12 protein-coding genes and 2 pseudogenes are annotated in these 14,079 nt (G+C 66.3%); 11 read left to right on the top strand and 3 right to left on the bottom strand.

What is annotated here, in order from left to right; genetic code table 11:
• Positions 1–26: 26 nt before the first annotated feature.
• The 10 genes and pseudogenes from eno to ABIC66_RS19865 all read left to right on the top strand — a co-directional run bounded on the left by eno (position 27) and on the right by ABIC66_RS19865 (position 9,811).
• Positions 27–1,307 carry a phosphopyruvate hydratase gene (gene eno / locus ABIC66_RS19905; RefSeq protein WP_354072441.1) on the top strand — a complete coding sequence of 427 codons (1,281 nt, stop codon included), beginning with the start codon at positions 27–29 and terminating at the stop codon, positions 1,305–1,307.
• Between the two features lie 370 nt (positions 1,308–1,677).
• Positions 1,678–1,980, top strand: a complete 303-nt coding sequence (locus ABIC66_RS19900) for an FtsB family cell division protein (protein WP_047405705.1) — start codon at positions 1,678–1,680, stop codon at positions 1,978–1,980.
• 165 nt (positions 1,981–2,145) lie between these two features.
• On the top strand, positions 2,146–3,177 hold the full coding sequence (pdhA, locus tag ABIC66_RS19895; protein WP_354072439.1) for a pyruvate dehydrogenase (acetyl-transferring) E1 component subunit alpha: 1,032 nt from the start codon (positions 2,146–2,148) through the stop codon (positions 3,175–3,177).
• Positions 3,174–4,538 (top strand): pyruvate dehydrogenase complex E1 component subunit beta, encoded by a 1,365-nt coding sequence (locus tag ABIC66_RS19890; protein ID WP_354072438.1) that lies wholly within the window; start codon positions 3,174–3,176, stop codon positions 4,536–4,538. Before pdhA ends, ABIC66_RS19890 begins: the two co-directional genes overlap by 4 nt.
• A 55-nt stretch (positions 4,539–4,593) precedes the next feature.
• Positions 4,594–4,869 (top strand): annotated as a pseudogene (locus ABIC66_RS24280) (GFA family protein); the annotation flags it as partial.
• 75 nt (positions 4,870–4,944) lie between these two features.
• Positions 4,945–5,028: pseudogene (locus ABIC66_RS19885) on the top strand (aldehyde-activating protein); the annotation flags it as partial.
• Positions 5,029–5,040: 12 nt separating this feature from the next.
• Positions 5,041–6,345, top strand: a complete 1,305-nt coding sequence (locus ABIC66_RS19880; RefSeq protein ID WP_354072436.1) for a pyruvate dehydrogenase complex dihydrolipoamide acetyltransferase — start codon at positions 5,041–5,043, stop codon at positions 6,343–6,345.
• Positions 6,346–6,370: 25 nt separating this feature from the next.
• A complete protein-coding gene (locus ABIC66_RS19875; RefSeq protein WP_354072435.1) occupies positions 6,371–6,847 on the top strand; it encodes a glutathione peroxidase in 477 nt (158 codons plus the stop codon).
• A gap of 83 nt (positions 6,848–6,930) precedes the next feature.
• Positions 6,931–8,331, top strand: coding sequence for a dihydrolipoyl dehydrogenase (gene lpdA, locus ABIC66_RS19870; protein WP_354072433.1), 1,401 nt, complete (start codon positions 6,931–6,933; stop codon positions 8,329–8,331).
• Positions 8,332–8,350: 19 nt separating this feature from the next.
• Entirely contained in the window at positions 8,351–9,811 is a 1,461-nt protein-coding gene (locus tag ABIC66_RS19865) for a DUF6880 family protein (protein ID WP_354072432.1), read from the top strand.
• A gap of 12 nt (positions 9,812–9,823) precedes the next feature.
• Here the strand turns inward: ABIC66_RS19865 and ABIC66_RS19860 are convergent, their stop codons facing one another.
• The 3 genes from ABIC66_RS19860 to ABIC66_RS19850 all read right to left on the bottom strand — a co-directional run bounded on the left by ABIC66_RS19860 (position 9,824) and on the right by ABIC66_RS19850 (position 13,018).
• Positions 9,824–10,219, bottom strand: coding sequence for a DoxX family protein (locus ABIC66_RS19860; RefSeq protein ID WP_354072430.1), 396 nt, complete (start codon positions 10,217–10,219; stop codon positions 9,824–9,826).
• A gap of 79 nt (positions 10,220–10,298) precedes the next feature.
• Complete coding sequence (locus ABIC66_RS19855; RefSeq protein ID WP_354072429.1) at positions 10,299–11,852, bottom strand: AMP-binding protein; 1,554 nt, start codon at positions 11,850–11,852, stop codon at positions 10,299–10,301.
• A gap of 104 nt (positions 11,853–11,956) precedes the next feature.
• A complete protein-coding gene (locus ABIC66_RS19850) occupies positions 11,957–13,018 on the bottom strand; it encodes an alpha/beta fold hydrolase (protein WP_354072427.1) in 1,062 nt (353 codons plus the stop codon).
• Positions 13,019–13,100: 82 nt separating this feature from the next.
• Between ABIC66_RS19850 and lipA the strand changes: the two genes are divergently transcribed.
• Positions 13,101–14,078 carry a lipoyl synthase gene (gene lipA / locus ABIC66_RS19845; RefSeq protein WP_354072426.1) on the top strand — a complete coding sequence of 326 codons (978 nt, stop codon included), beginning with the start codon at positions 13,101–13,103 and terminating at the stop codon, positions 14,076–14,078.
• Position 14,079: the final 1 nt, after the last annotated feature.

The following is a 14,079-nucleotide window of genomic DNA, read 5'->3' as shown; positions in this document are numbered from 1 at the left end:
GAGGCGCCTTTTCCCAGGGAGCTCCCATGACCGAGATCGTCGATATCATCGCCCGCGAAATCCTCGATAGCCGCGGCAATCCGACGGTCGAGGTCGACGTCGTCCTCGAGGACGGCGCCTTTGGTCGCGCCGCCGTGCCGTCGGGCGCCTCGACCGGCGCCCACGAAGCCAATGAAAAGCGCGACGGCGACAAGGCCCGCTATCTGGGCAAGGGTGTCCTTCAAGCCGTCGACGCGGTCAACGGCGAGATCTTCGACGCCCTGTCGGGCGTGGACGCCGAGGACCAGCGCCGGGTCGACAATCTGCTGATCGAGCTGGACGGCACACCGAACAAGGCCCGCCTGGGCGCCAATGCCATCCTGGGCGTCTCGTTGGCCACGGCCAAGGCCGCCGCCGAGTCGGCCGGCCTGCCGCTTTACAAGTACGTCGGCGGCGTGAACGCCCGCGTACTGCCGACCCCGATGATGAACATCATCAACGGCGGCGCCCACGCGGACAATCCGATCGACATCCAGGAATTCATGATCCTGCCGACCGGCGCCAAGAGCTTCAGCGAAGCCCTGCGCATGGGCGCCGAGATCTTCCACGGCCTGAAGAAGGCCCTGAAGGACGCCGGCCACAACACCAACGTCGGCGACGAGGGCGGTTTCGCCCCGAACCTCGGCTCGGCCGAGGACGCGCTGGCCTTCATCGTCAAGGCCGGTGAAGCCGCAGGCTACAAGGCCGGCGACGACTTCGTCCTGGGTCTGGACGTCGCCGCCACAGAGTTCTTCAAGAACGGCAAGTACGAGCTGGAAGGCGAGGGCAAGAGCCTGGATCCGGCCGGCATGGTCGACTACCTGGCCGGCCTGGCCGCGAAGTTCCCGATCCTGTCGATCGAGGACGGCATGTCGGAAGACGACTTCGACGGCTGGAAGCTGCTGACCGACACCCTGGGCAAGAAGGTCCAGCTGGTCGGCGACGACCTGTTCGTGACCAACCCCAAGCGCCTGCAGGTGGGCCTGGACAGGGGGCTGGCCAATTCGATCCTGGTCAAGGTCAACCAGATCGGCACGCTGTCGGAAACCATCGACGCCGTCGAGCTGGCTCATCGCCATGGCTACACCAGCGTCATGAGCCACCGCTCGGGCGAGACTGAGGACTCGACGATCGCCGACCTGGCGGTCGCCTTGAACTGCGGTCAGATCAAGACCGGCTCGCTGGCCCGCTCGGACCGGGTGGCCAAGTACAACCAGCTGCTGCGCATCGAGCAGGCGCTGGACGACCAGGGCGTCTATCTGGGCCGCCGGGTGCTGAAGGGCCGTTAAGCCCCGCTCAGATCGCCAAAGCTATAGAGGCGCGGCTACCGACAGGGGCCGCGCCTTTTGCTTGAGGTGCGATCGGCTGTTCGATTCTCCTGCCCCTCCGAAGCGGACAAACGAGGCGAGACGGCTACCAAGGCGGTTAACCCACAAATTTTCTAAAAGCTGGGCAGTGGTTTCAAACGAGACCATTTTTGCGCCGTTCGCGGTCGCGAAATAGCTTCGGCGATGCGGCATCTAGATGCCGCTGAAACCATCTCACTTGAAAGCATCGCTCGGGCGCCGAGCGAGCAGCCCATCGGCGTTCGCAATGCCTAGATTTAGAAGGCGTTAAGCACGGTCGGCGATCCTGCGAATCCCTCTCCGGGAAGCTCAGATGTTCGCCCGACTGCAACCTTTCCTGCCGACCGCGGCGATCTTTTTCCTGATTTTCTACTTCGCCTTTCATGCTCTGACGGGTGATCGAGGCCTGCTGTCGATATCGCAGCGCAACGCGGACCTCGCAGCAAAAACAAAGGAACTCAGGAAGATACGCGCGGAGAGGATGGACCTGGAGGCCCGCGCTCGTCTATTACGCAGCGGCAGCCTGTCGGCTGATCTCCTGGAGGAGCGCGCGCGTTCTCTCCTAGGATACGCCGACCCGAGGGACTATGTGATCCGGGTCAAGCGTCCGAGCTGACCGGTCCCGTAATCTCGGAATCGGCTGTCGGTCGATCCGGAGCCCTTCGGCTTCGGCTTGATCTTAATGGAACACCAGGGCGTTTCCTTCGCGGAACCGACTATTTTTCGGCGGGAAATGCTCTCAGGGCGAAGGCCGCGATGAAGATTGGCCAGGGAGATTTGAATGGCGCGTACGCGCAAGGCTGAAGCCTCTGAGGGGAAGGCGCCGGTAACCGGTGTCAACACCTTCGTCGGCAAGGACGAACTCCTGAAATTCTATCAGGACATGCTGCTGATCCGCCGCTTCGAGGAGCGCGCTGGTCAGCTGTACGGCATGGGTCTGATCGGTGGCTTCTGCCACCTGTACATCGGTCAGGAAGCCATCGCGGTCGGCATGCAGTCGATTTCGCAGAAGGGCGACCAGATCATCACGGGCTATCGTGACCATGGCCACATGCTGGCCGCGGGAATGGATCCTCGAGAAGTGATGGCCGAACTGACCGGCCGCGCGGGCGGTTCGTCGCGCGGCAAGGGCGGCTCGATGCACATGTTCGACATCGAGACCGGCTTCTACGGCGGCCACGGCATCGTGGGCGCTCAGGTGGCGCTCGGCACTGGTTTGGCGCTGGCCAACCACTACAAGGGCAATGGCAACGTCTCGTACGCCTATATGGGCGACGGCGCGGCCAACCAGGGCCAGGTCTACGAGAGCTTCAACATGGCCCAACTGTGGAAGTTGCCGGTCGTGTACGTGATCGAGAACAACCAGTACGCCATGGGCACCAGCGTCGAGCGCGCCGCGTCCGAAACGGCTTTCCACAAGCGCGGCGTCTCGTTCCGGATCCCGGGCGAGGAAGTCGACGGCATGGACATCGTCGCCGTGCGCGAAGCCGGCGCCCGCGCCAGCGAGCACGCTCGCAGTGGTCAAGGCCCCTACATCCTCGAGATGAAGACCTATCGCTATCGCGGTCACTCGATGTCCGACCCGGCCAAGTACCGCACCAAGGAAGAGGTCGACGAGGTTAAGACGACCCGCGATCCGATCGACCACATCAAGGAGCGCCTGGCCAAGGCCGGTGTGACGGAAGACGACTTGAAGGGCGTCGACGCGGAAGTTAAGCGCATCGTCGCCGAGGCCGCCGAGTTCGCCCGCACCAGCCCCGAACCGGATCCTTCCGAACTCTACACCGACGTATACTTGGAGGCCGCCGAGTGACGGACATCCTGATGCCCGCGCTTTCCCCCACGATGGAGGAAGGCACCCTGGCCAAGTGGCTCGTCAAGGAAGGCGACACCATCAAGGCCGGCGACGTGATCGCCGAAATCGAGACCGACAAGGCGACGATGGAAGTCGAAGCCGTGGACGAGGGCGTGATCGAAGCCATTCTGGTCCCCGCCGGCAGCGAGAACGTCAAGGTCAACACCCTGATCGCGCGCCTGAAGGGCGAAGGCGAGGCGACCCCGGCCGCCGCTCCCGCGCCCGTGGCCAAGCCGGCCGCCGCCGAGCAATTCTCGGGCGAGCCTGAAAAGGCTCCGCCGCAGGCCGCCACGCCGGCCGTCGAGCTGAAGGATCCTGAGATCCCCGCCGGCACGCCGATGAAGAAGATCACGGTCCGCGACGCTCTGCGCGACGCCATGGCCGAGGAAATGCGCAAGGACGACCGGGTTTTCCTGATGGGCGAGGAAGTCGCCCAGTATCAGGGCGCCTACAAGGTCAGCCGTGAGTTGCTGCAAGAGTTCGGCGACAAGCGCGTCATCGACACCCCGATCACCGAGCACGGCTTCGCCGGCATGGGCGTCGGCGCGGCGATGGCCGGCCTGAAGCCGATCGTCGAGTTCATGACCTGGAACTTCGCCATGCAGGCGATCGACCACATCATCAACTCGGCCGCCAAGACGCTCTATATGTCGGGTGGTCAGATCAAGTCGTCGATCGTGTTCCGCGGCCCGAACGGCGCGGCCTCGCGCGTCGGCGCTCAGCACAGCCAGGACTACGCCGCCTGGTACGGCAACGTCCCGGGCCTGAAGGTCATCGCGCCGTACGACGCGGCCGACGCCAAGGGCCTGCTGAAGGCCGCGATCCGCGACCCGAACCCGATCGTCTTCCTCGAACACGAGATGATGTACGGTCACGAGTTCGACATCCCGGACGTCGAGGACTGGGTCGTGCCGATCGGCAAGGCCAAGGTCCGTCGCGAAGGTTCGGACGTCACCCTGGTGGCCTACAGCCGCATGGTGGGTTTCGCCCTGAAGGCGGCCGAGGAACTGGAGAAGGAAGGCATTTCAGCGGAGGTCGTCGACCTGCGCACGATCCGTCCGATGGACCACGCCACCGTCCTGGAAAGTGTCAAGAAGACCAATCGCCTGGTCACGGTCGAGGAAGGCTGGGGCCCGATGGGCGTCGGCGCCGAGATCGTCGCGCGCATCACGGAGTTCGGCTTCGACTACCTGGACGCCCCGCCGCTGCGGGTCCACCAGGAGGACGTGCCGCTACCCTATGCGGCCAATCTGGAAGCCCTGTCGCTGCCTTCGGTCGAGAAGATCGTGAAGGCGGCCAAGGCGGTCAGCTACAAGTGATCCCGATGCCCGCTCATCCTGGCTCCGGCCCGTGTGAGCGGGCGAGGGCGCGCTGATGACGATCCTGAATGGCTCCTGCCATTGCGGCGCGGTGCACGTGCAGCTCGAACCGGGCAAGCCCCTGATCGAGCTACCGCTCCGCGCCTGCCAATGCCAATTCTGTCGTCGCCAGGGCGGTCGGACGACCAGCCATCCGGACAGCCGGCTGCACATCACGGCCGCGCCGGGATCGCTGCATCGCTACCGGTTCGGTCGGCGCCAGGTCGATTTCCTGATCTGTCGCGAGTGCGCCTGCTACATCGCGGCGATGATCGAGGACGACGGCCAAGCCTATGCGACGCTCAACGTCGTCGGGACCGGCCTGCCGGGATTTGACGGTCGCGAGCCCGAACGGCTGGACTATCACGACGAAACGGACGAACAACGCCTTGCCAGACGCAAGGCCAAATGGACGCCGACCACCTTGGTCGAAGCGGTCCCGAACGCTTGAGGAAGAAGCTCAATGTCGATCGACATCCTGATGCCCGCCCTGTCGCCCACCATGGAGGAGGGAACCCTCGCCAAGTGGCACGTCAAGGTCGGCGACACGGTCAAGGCCGGCGACGTGATCGCCGAGATCGAGACCGACAAGGCGACGATGGAAGTCGAAGCCGTCGATGAAGGCGTGGTCGAGGCTATCCTGGTCGACGCCGGGACCGAGAACGTCAAGGTCAACGCGCTGATCGCCAAGCTAGCCGGCGAGGGCGATAGCCCCGCGCCGCCGCCGAAGGCGGACGCCCCGAAGGCCGCCGAAGCGCCGAAGCCGGCCGCGCCGGTTCAGGGGGGCGGCGAGACCGCCGCGCCTGCCAAGCCCGCGCCGGCCGCGCCCGTCGCTGCCGACGGCTCGCGCGTCTTCGCCTCACCGCTGGCCCGCCGCCTGGCCTCGGCCGCTGGTCTGGACCTGAAGAGCGTCAAGGGCACCGGTCCGCACGGCCGCGTGGTCAAGTCGGACGTCGAAGCCGCCAAGTCGGGCGGCGCACCCGCCGCCAAGGCCGCGCCGAGCACGGGTCCCGCCGCTGCTCCGGCCGCCGCCGAGCCGCGTAAGGTTCAGTCGCTGGAGCAGATGGGCATCCCCGCCGGCTCGTACGACCTGATCCCGCTGGATGGTATGCGCAAGACGATCGCGCGCCGCCTTACCGACAGCTTCCGCGACGTGCCGCACTTCCCGCTGACGATCGATCTGGAGATCGACGCCCTTCTGGCCGCGCGCGCCAAGATCAACACACTGCTGGAAGGCCAGGGCGTGAAGGTGTCGGTCAACGACATCATCATCAAGGCCGTGGCCGTGGCCCTGAAGCGCGTGCCCGAGGCCAACGCCTCCTACACGCCCGAAGGCATCGCCATGCACAAGCACGCCGACATCGCCGTGGCCGTGGCCATCGATGGTGGCCTGATCACCCCGATCGTCCGCGCCGCCGAGACCAAGGGCCTGGCTCAGATCTCGGCCGAGGTGAAGGATCTAGCCGCTCGCGCCAAGGCCAAGAAGCTGAAGCCCGAGGAATTCCAGGGCGGCACCTTCTCGGTCAGCAACCTGGGCATGTTCGGCATCAAGGCGTTCGCCTCGATCATCAACGAGCCGCAGGGCGCGATCATGAGCGTCGGGGCCGGCGAGCAGCGTCCGGTGGTCAAGAACGGCCAGCTGGCCGTGGCGACCGTGATGACCGTGACCCTGACCTGCGATCACCGCGTGGTCGACGGGGCCATCGGCGCCAAGTTCCTGGCGGCCTTCAAGCCGCTGATCGAAGAGCCGCTGACCCTGATCGTCTGATCCTGGTCGCGGAATAGGGGCGAGCATGTCGGTCTACGACTATTCGGCCAAGACGCTGGACGGCCAGGACGTGAACCTGGCCGACTATCGCGGCCAGGTGCTGCTGATCGTGAACACCGCCAGCAAGTGCGGGTTCACGCCTCAGTACGAAGGCCTCGAGGCGCTCTACAGGGCTCACAAGGACCGCGGCTTCACGGTCCTGGCCTTCCCCTGCAACCAGTTCGGCGCTCAGGAGCCGGGGAACGCCGAGGAGATCGCGAACTTCTGCTCGCTGACCTACGACGTGACCTTCCCGGTGATGAGCAAGATCGACGTCAATGGCGCCGACGCCCACCCGCTCTATCGCTTCCTCAAGAAGGAGCAGAAGGGCGTCCTGGGCACCGAGGCGATCAAATGGAACTTCACCAAGTTCCTGATCGGCAAGGATGGCGAGGTTGTCGAACGTTTCGCGCCAACCGTGAAGCCCGAAGATCTCAAGGCCGCGGTCGAGGCGCTGCTTTAGTTTCTCCCGGATCGGCTTGCAGGCCGATCGAACTAGGCCGTCCGGCTCCTCCCGGGCGACGTCCAAGCTAGGGTAAGATGAACATGTCCACGGAATTCGATGTCGTCGTCATCGGCGCCGGTCCTGGCGGCTACGTGGCCGCGATCCGCGCCAGCCAACTGGGCCTGAAGACGGCCATCGTCGAGCGCGAAAACCTGGGCGGCATCTGCCTGAACTGGGGCTGCATCCCCACCAAGGCCCTGCTGAAGTCGGGCGAGATCTACGAGCAGCTGTCGCACCTCTCCGGCTACGGCCTGTCGGTCGAAAAGGCCTCGTTCGACTTCGCCAAGATCATCGACCGCTCGCGCGGCGTGGCCAAGCAGATGTCGAGCGGCATCGCTTTCCTGATGAAAAAGCACAAGATCGAGGTCATCGAGGGCGAGGCCAAGCTGGAGAAGGGCAATCCGTCTCCGAAGCTGGTCATCGCGCTGAAGGCCGGCGGCAGCCGCACGGTCCAGGCCAAGAACGTGATCCTGGCCAGCGGCGCCCGGGCCCGCGAGATCCCGGCCATCGGCGCGGTCTCGGACGGCGACAAGATCTGGACCTATCGTGACGCCTTGGCGCCCAAGACCATGCCCAAGTCCCTGGTCGTGATCGGCTCGGGCGCCATCGGCATCGAGTTCGCCAGCTTCTACCGCGCCCTCGGGGCCGAGGTGACCGTCGTCGAGGCCGTAGACCGCATCATGCCGGTCGAGGACGCCGAGGTCTCCAAGGCCGCCCAGAAGGCCTTCGAGAAGCGCGGCATCGCCTTCCGTATCGGCGCGAAGGTCAGCAAGGTCGAAAAGACCAAGACCGGCGTCTCGGTCACGGTCGATGTCGGAGGCAAGATCGAGCAGCTGACCGCCGACGTCTGCATCGTCGCCGTCGGCATCGCCCCGAACACCGAAGGCCTGGACGCCATCGGCCTGAACATGGATCGCGGCCACGTCGTCACCGGCAAACATGGCGAGACCAATGTCGCCGGCCTCTACGCCATCGGCGACGCCGCCGGCCCGCCCTGGCTGGCGCACAAGGCCAGCCACGAAGGCATCCACGCGGCCGAGCATATCGCCGGCTACAAAACCCCAAACGTCAACTCGCCGATCCCGGGCTGCACCTACGCCAATCCGCAGGTGGCTTCCGTCGGTCACACCGAGGCCGGCGCCAAGGCCGCCGGCATCGAGGTCAAGGCCGGCCGCTTCCCGTTCCGCGTCAACGGCAAGGCCGTGGCCGCCGGCGAGATCGAGGGCTTCGTGAAGACCGTGTTCGACGCCAAGACCGGCGCGCTGATCGGCGCCCACATGATCGGCCACGAAGTGACCGAGATGATTCAGGGCTTCGTCACGGCCATCACCCTGGAAGCGACCGAGGAAGACCTGCACGGCATCGTCTACGCCCACCCGACCATGTCGGAGGCCATGCATGAGGCCGCGCTGGACGCCTACGGCCGCGTCCTGCACATCTAGGAATAGCTAGGGAGACCGGATGGCGCGCAAGGCCGCCGCGACGGGAGACAAGCCGGCCAAGGCGAGGAAGGGGTCCAAGACAACCCTTTCCGAAGCGAACTTGGTCGACCTCGGCCCCGAGCGCCTGGCCGCCATCCTGCTGGACCTCTCCAGCGACAGCCACGTCAAGCGCGTGTTGCGTCTGGAGCTGTTCGCCGAGGCGGGCGGCGATGGGCTGGCGCTGGAGATTTCCAAGCGCCTCGCGGCCATCGGCAAATCGTCCTCGCGCATCCATTGGCGCAAGCGGGTCGCCTTCGCGCGCGATCTCGACCTGCATCGGCGGATGATCGAACGGCTGGCGGAGGACGATCCGACCGCCGCGCTCGACCTAATGCTGGACCTGCTGGATCTGGCGACGCCGGTCCTGGATCGCCTGAGCCAGGCCGAAGGGCCGATCGGCGACGTGTTCCTGGCCGCTCGCGACGGGATCGGCGCGATCGCCGCCAAGGCCATGCCCGATCCGATCGCCCTCGCCGAGCGGATCGCCAAGCTGCTCCGCCGCGACGACTACGCCCAGTTCGGCCCGTTGATCGGCGCTCTGGGGCCAGCGCTCGGCCCCAAGGGCCAGGCGCATCTGCGCGAGACGCTGGAGAAGATGCTGGCGGCTCGGTCGCCCCGTTCCGCCCACCTGTTCGACGCCCAGGGCGCGATCTACAAGGACGCCCTGCGCCGCTTGGCCGACGCCAGCGGCGACGTGGACGCCTTCGAGGCCACCTTCGCCCCGGAACTGCGCCGCACGCCCCTGGTCGCGGCCGAGATCGCCCGCCGCCTACTCGCGGCGGGACGGGGGGAGGACGCCTTGGCGACCCTGCAGGCCGGATCGCCCCATGAGCAACGAGGTCGCCACGCCAGCAGCCAGGAAGAGCGCGCGGCCTGGGAAGAAGCAATGCTCGAGGCCCTGGAGGCCACGGGACACCATGAGGAGGCCCAGAAGCGCCGCTGGGCGGACTTCGAGGCCACACTGTCGATCCCTCGCCTGCGGGCCTATCTGAAGGGGCTGCCGGACTTCGACGATGTCGAGGCCGAGGACCAGGCCAAGCTGGTCGCCAAGCACTTCCCGCGTTTCGACACGGCCTTGGCCTTCCTGGTGTCCTGGCCGGACCTGGCGGCGGCGGCGCGGCTGATCCTGACCCGCTCGGGCGAGATCAACGGCGCGGACGAGACGTTGATGGCCGAGGCCGCGCGGCGGCTTGAAGGGAGCTATCCGCTGGCGGCGACCCTGCTCCTACGAGCCTCGATCCAGCACGTGCTGACCTACGGTGTCGCCACGCGCTACGCCGAGGCCGCGCGCCAATTGCTGGAGGCGGAGTCGCTGTCGGCGATGATTCCCGACTACGGCGAATATCCCGACCACGCGGCCTTCGTCGCCGACCTGCGCGTCATGCACGGCCGCAAGCAGGGCTTCCGCGCGGAGCTGGAAGCCCTGGGCGGCGTGTTTTAGGGGCGGCGTGTTCTAGGGCCGCTTCCTCACCTGGGCGTCGAGGCTCCATTCACCGGGGCCCTGGAACACGAGGTACAGGAACACAAAGCAGAACAGGATCGCCGCCTCGCCGCCATTGAGCGCCGGCCAGAAACCCTTGCCGCCATGCGCCAGGAAGTAAGCCACCGCCATCTGTCCGGAGAGGATGAAGGCGACGGGGCGAGTGAAGAGGCCCAGCACCAAAAGGCCGCCGCCAACGACCTCGAGCCAGGCCGCGGCGACCAGCAGCGGCGGCAGCGGATCCGGCGCGCCTGGCTGGGCGGCCGGGAAGTGGAAGAGCTTCATCAGGCCGTGCTCCATAAAGAGCAGGGCGGTGATGATGCGCAACAGGCTGAGCACGCGCGGCGCCCAGACGCTAAGACGTTCCATTCGTTGGTCCTCCTTGATGCGAACGTTGGGAGCTCTTGCGGCTCGACGCTTACTCGAAGGCTAGGCTGGAACTGTCGCTCTAGGCGGCCCGGGCGTCGGTCTCGGCCATGCGCTGAATGGCGACATAGTCGGTCTTGCCGCTGCCCAGCACCGGCACTTGCGGCACCTTGAGGATCTTGCGCGGCACGGCCAGTTCCGGCGCCCCGATCGTCTGGGCGTGGGCCACCAGCGACGCCACGGCGGCGTCGTGGCGATCGGTGACCAGGACCAGCTTCTCGCCCTTCTTTTTGTCGGGCATCGAGATCACGGCGTGGCGGCCATCGGGCCAGACGGCCGAGGCGAGGTCCTCGGCGGCGGTCAAAGAGACCATCTCCCCGCCGATCTTGGCGAACCGCTTCACGCGACCCTTGATGGTGATCCACAGATCGTCGGTGACCGTGACCACGTCGCCCGTGTCATGCCAACCGCCCTCGGGAGCGTCGACGCCGCCATCTTCGCGCAGGTAGCCCGACATGATGTTGGGGCCGCGCACCAGCAGGCGGCCGCCCTCGGGGATGCCTTCGACCGGTTCGACCTTCCAATCCTGGCCGGGCAGCAAACCGCCGACGGTGCCACGGCGGTTGTCGTCGGGCTTGTTGACCGCAATCACGGGCGAGGCCTCGGTCGCGCCGTAGCCTTCCAGCACTGGCACGCCGCCGAACTTCTCGCCGATGAGGTTGTGTGTCTCCTCCCGAACCTTCTCGGCGCCACAGACGATGAACTTCAGGCCCGAAAGCTCGTCGCTCTCAGCGGAGCGGGCGTACTGGTTGACGAAGGTGTCGGTGGCCAGCAGCACCGAGGCGCCGGCGTCCTTCAGCAGTGGCGGGATCTGCTTGGTATGCAGCGGTGAGGGGTACTGGAAGGCCTTCATGCCGGTCAGCAGCGGCAGGATCACCCCGCCGGTCAGGCCGAAACAATGGAAGACCGGCAGCGGATTGAAGAACACCCAGGCCGGGTCCAGCGCGATATGCGCGGCGATCTGCTGGGCGTTCGACACCAGATTGGCTTGGCTCAACACCACACCGCGCGGCGCGCCGAAACTACCCGAGGTGAACAGGACAACGCCCTTGTCCGACGGCTTGGCCGGGGCCCGGAAATGACGGGGGAAGAAACCCGCCGCGGCCGCGAACAGCTTGTCGGGCAAGCCGATCGTGGCGCGTACATCCTCCAGATAGGTGATCTCGGCGTGGTCGCCGATGGCGTCGATGATGTCGTGCAGCTTGCCCAGCTCGATGAACTTGTGGGCGGTCAGCACGCGCTTGACCTGGGCCAACTTGCAGGCGGCCTTGATGTTTCGCAGGCCGGCTGTGAAGTTCAGCATGGTCGGCACGCGGCCGAAGGCGTGCAGGGCGAAGAAGGTCACGACCGAACCGGATCCCGACGGCAACAGCACGCCGACATTCTCGCCCGGCTTGGTCATCGCCGCGATCTTGCGGCCCAACGCGAAGCTGGCGCGGATCAGATCCGTATAGCTCAGCGGGTTGCGATCCTGATCTTCCAGGATCGATTTCTTGGCGCCGTACTTGTCACGAGCGTCGATGAGGGCGTCGAAGATGGCCTTTTGACCAGCTTGCGCGTCGTAAGCTACCGCCATACCGGCGAAACCTCCCCGAAGAGCGATAGGTGCTCTCGTTCGTTAAACGCCGAGTCTGCCGGGGAAGGTTCAGCTTTGCAAGAAAGAGTCACGAACCGTGAGGTTCAGCCCTTGCGGCGTAAGGCCTTGGCCTCGATGCGAGCGCGGATGAAATCGACGATCGCCGCCAGCCAAGGGTCGCGAATGGCGTCCGATTCCAAGTGCAGGTCATGGCCTGCGCCCGGGTAGCGGGTCTCCTTGCAGTCGACCATCGCGGCGCATAGACGGCGCTGGGGCGTGGCGGTCACCGCCTGGTCCCGGCCGGCGTCCAGCATCAGCGTTGGGCCGTCGGCCTTGCGAATGTCGCGAGCCGCGGCCTCCGAAGCGTCGAAGAAAGCCGCGAACCAGCCCAGGCTGCGACCGCCCATTCGCAGGTCGGGATTGGCCAGCATCCAGGCGGCCTGGACCTTGCCACGTTGCGGATCATGGGTCGCGCCCGATTGGACGCCGTCGGGTCCATCGCGCCGCCAGCCGGACTGATCCAGCGTGCGGATCCAGCCCAGACGCAACGTCCGCATGGCCGGCGCGAACCGCGCGAAGTCCTCGCGCGATCGAGGCGCGGCGGTCAGGCCGAAGGCGGGCGAGGACAGGATCAAACCGTCCATCGACAAGCCCTGCTCAGCCGCCCGCAGGGCGACAAGACCGCCTTCGGAATGGCCGAGCACCACGAACGGGATGTCCATCCGCGGTCGGACCACGCCGTTGGTCAGGGCGCGGACAGCCGCGACGTCGGGATCGAAGCTGTCGGCGTGGCCGAGATCTCGCCAGGGCGTGGCGCGTTCGGATCCGCCCTGACCTTGGCGCTCCAGCACCCAGACCGTAAAGCCCTGGGCGTTCAGCGCCGACGCCGTTTCGAACCAGGCCTCGGCGCTTTCGCCATAGCCGGTCAGGATCAGGATCGTGGCGCGCGGCGCAACGGGCGGGGCCGAGACACCGTAACGCTGGATCAGCCCTTCGCCACTCCGGACGTAGCCCCAGCTCCACCCCTGAGGCGGATAGAAACGCGAGCCCAATGAGGGCGGCGTCCGTGTCTCGGCGAAAGGCGCGCGCGAGGCTCCGTCGCCGCAGGCGGAGACGGTCAGAACCGGGACGAGGGCCAGGGCGACAGCAAGGAGACGGCGACGCATATGGCCCAGTCATTTCGCGCGTCGTCGCCTTAAGCAAGATCAAGCGCTTGATCCGGAGGGCAAGAAGACCGATTTAGGCGCCATGGCCACGGTGATCGACACCCTGAAGGCTCGCGGCTCGGAAGACCGGGCGGCGCGCCATCCCGAAAAGCAGAACCGCCCCGATACGCCGGTGCTTCGCAAACCCGATTGGCTGCGCGTCCGCGCGCCGGGCTCGGGTCAGTACAACGAGACCAAAAGCATCGTGCGCGAGCACAAGCTGACCACGGTCTGCGAGGAAGCGGCCTGTCCGAACATCGGCGAGTGCTGGAGTCAGAAGCACGCGACCATGATGATCATGGGCGAGATCTGCACCCGGGCCTGCGCATTCTGCAACGTCACCACCGGCCTGCCCACTCAGCTGGATCCCGACGAGCCGCGCCGCGTGGCCGAGGCCGTCGCCAAGATGGGTCTCAAGCACGTGGTCATCACCTCGGTGGACCGCGACGACCTGATCGACGGCGGCGCCCGCCACTTCGCCGAGGTGGTCACCGCGATCCGCGCCGCCGCGCCGGGCACGACCATCGAGATCCTGACCCCGGACTTCCTGCGCAAGGACCGCGCCGAGAACGTGGTCATCGACGCCCGTCCGGACGTCTTCAACCACAACCTCGAGACCGTGCCGCGGCTCTATCTGAAGATCCGGCCCGGCGCCCGCTACTATCACTCGCTGCGCCTGCTGGAGCGGGTCAAGGAGCGCGATCCTTCCCAGTTCACCAAGTCCGGCCTGATGGTCGGCCTGGGCGAGACCAAGGAAGAGGTCATGCAGGTGATGGACGACATGCGCTCGGCCGGCGTCGACTTCATCACCATCGGCCAGTACCTGCAGCCGACCCGCAAGCACGCGGCGATCGACCGGTTCGTGACCCCGGAAGAGTTCAAGGCCTATGAGGCGATCGCCCGAGCTAAAGGCTTCCTGATGGTCTCCGCCAGCCCGCTGACCCGCTCGTCGCACCATGCGGGCGAGGACTTCGCCAAGCTGCAGGCGGCGCGGCGCGCCCTCGACGCGCGCACGGCGTAAA

Origin of the sequence: Caulobacter sp. 1776, assembly GCF_040545685.1 — a bacterium.
GTDB lineage: Bacteria > Pseudomonadota > Alphaproteobacteria > Caulobacterales > Caulobacteraceae > Caulobacter.
The sequence above is the reverse complement of the archived record's forward strand: the minus strand, read 5'-3'. Positions and strand labels throughout refer to the sequence as shown.

Excerpts from the sequence above, each read along its gene's own strand:
- eno (WP_354072441.1), top strand. The coding sequence starts at position 27 with ATGACCGAGATCGTCGATATCATCGCCCGCGAAATCCTCGATAGCCGC.
- ABIC66_RS19900 (WP_047405705.1), top strand. The coding sequence starts at position 1,678 with ATGTTCGCCCGACTGCAACCTTTCCTGCCGACCGCGGCGATCTTTTTC.
- pdhA (WP_354072439.1), top strand. The coding sequence starts at position 2,146 with ATGGCGCGTACGCGCAAGGCTGAAGCCTCTGAGGGGAAGGCGCCGGTA.
- ABIC66_RS19880 (WP_354072436.1), top strand. The coding sequence starts at position 5,041 with ATGTCGATCGACATCCTGATGCCCGCCCTGTCGCCCACCATGGAGGAG.
- ABIC66_RS19875 (WP_354072435.1), top strand. The coding sequence starts at position 6,371 with ATGTCGGTCTACGACTATTCGGCCAAGACGCTGGACGGCCAGGACGTG.
- lpdA (WP_354072433.1), top strand. The coding sequence starts at position 6,931 with ATGTCCACGGAATTCGATGTCGTCGTCATCGGCGCCGGTCCTGGCGGC.
- ABIC66_RS19865 (WP_354072432.1), top strand. The coding sequence starts at position 8,351 with ATGGCGCGCAAGGCCGCCGCGACGGGAGACAAGCCGGCCAAGGCGAGG.
- ABIC66_RS19860 (WP_354072430.1), bottom strand. The coding sequence starts at position 10,219 with ATGGAACGTCTTAGCGTCTGGGCGCCGCGCGTGCTCAGCCTGTTGCGC.
- ABIC66_RS19855 (WP_354072429.1), bottom strand. The coding sequence starts at position 11,852 with ATGGCGGTAGCTTACGACGCGCAAGCTGGTCAAAAGGCCATCTTCGAC.
- ABIC66_RS19850 (WP_354072427.1), bottom strand. The coding sequence starts at position 13,018 with ATGCGTCGCCGTCTCCTTGCTGTCGCCCTGGCCCTCGTCCCGGTTCTG.
- lipA (WP_354072426.1), top strand. The coding sequence starts at position 13,101 with ATGGCCACGGTGATCGACACCCTGAAGGCTCGCGGCTCGGAAGACCGG.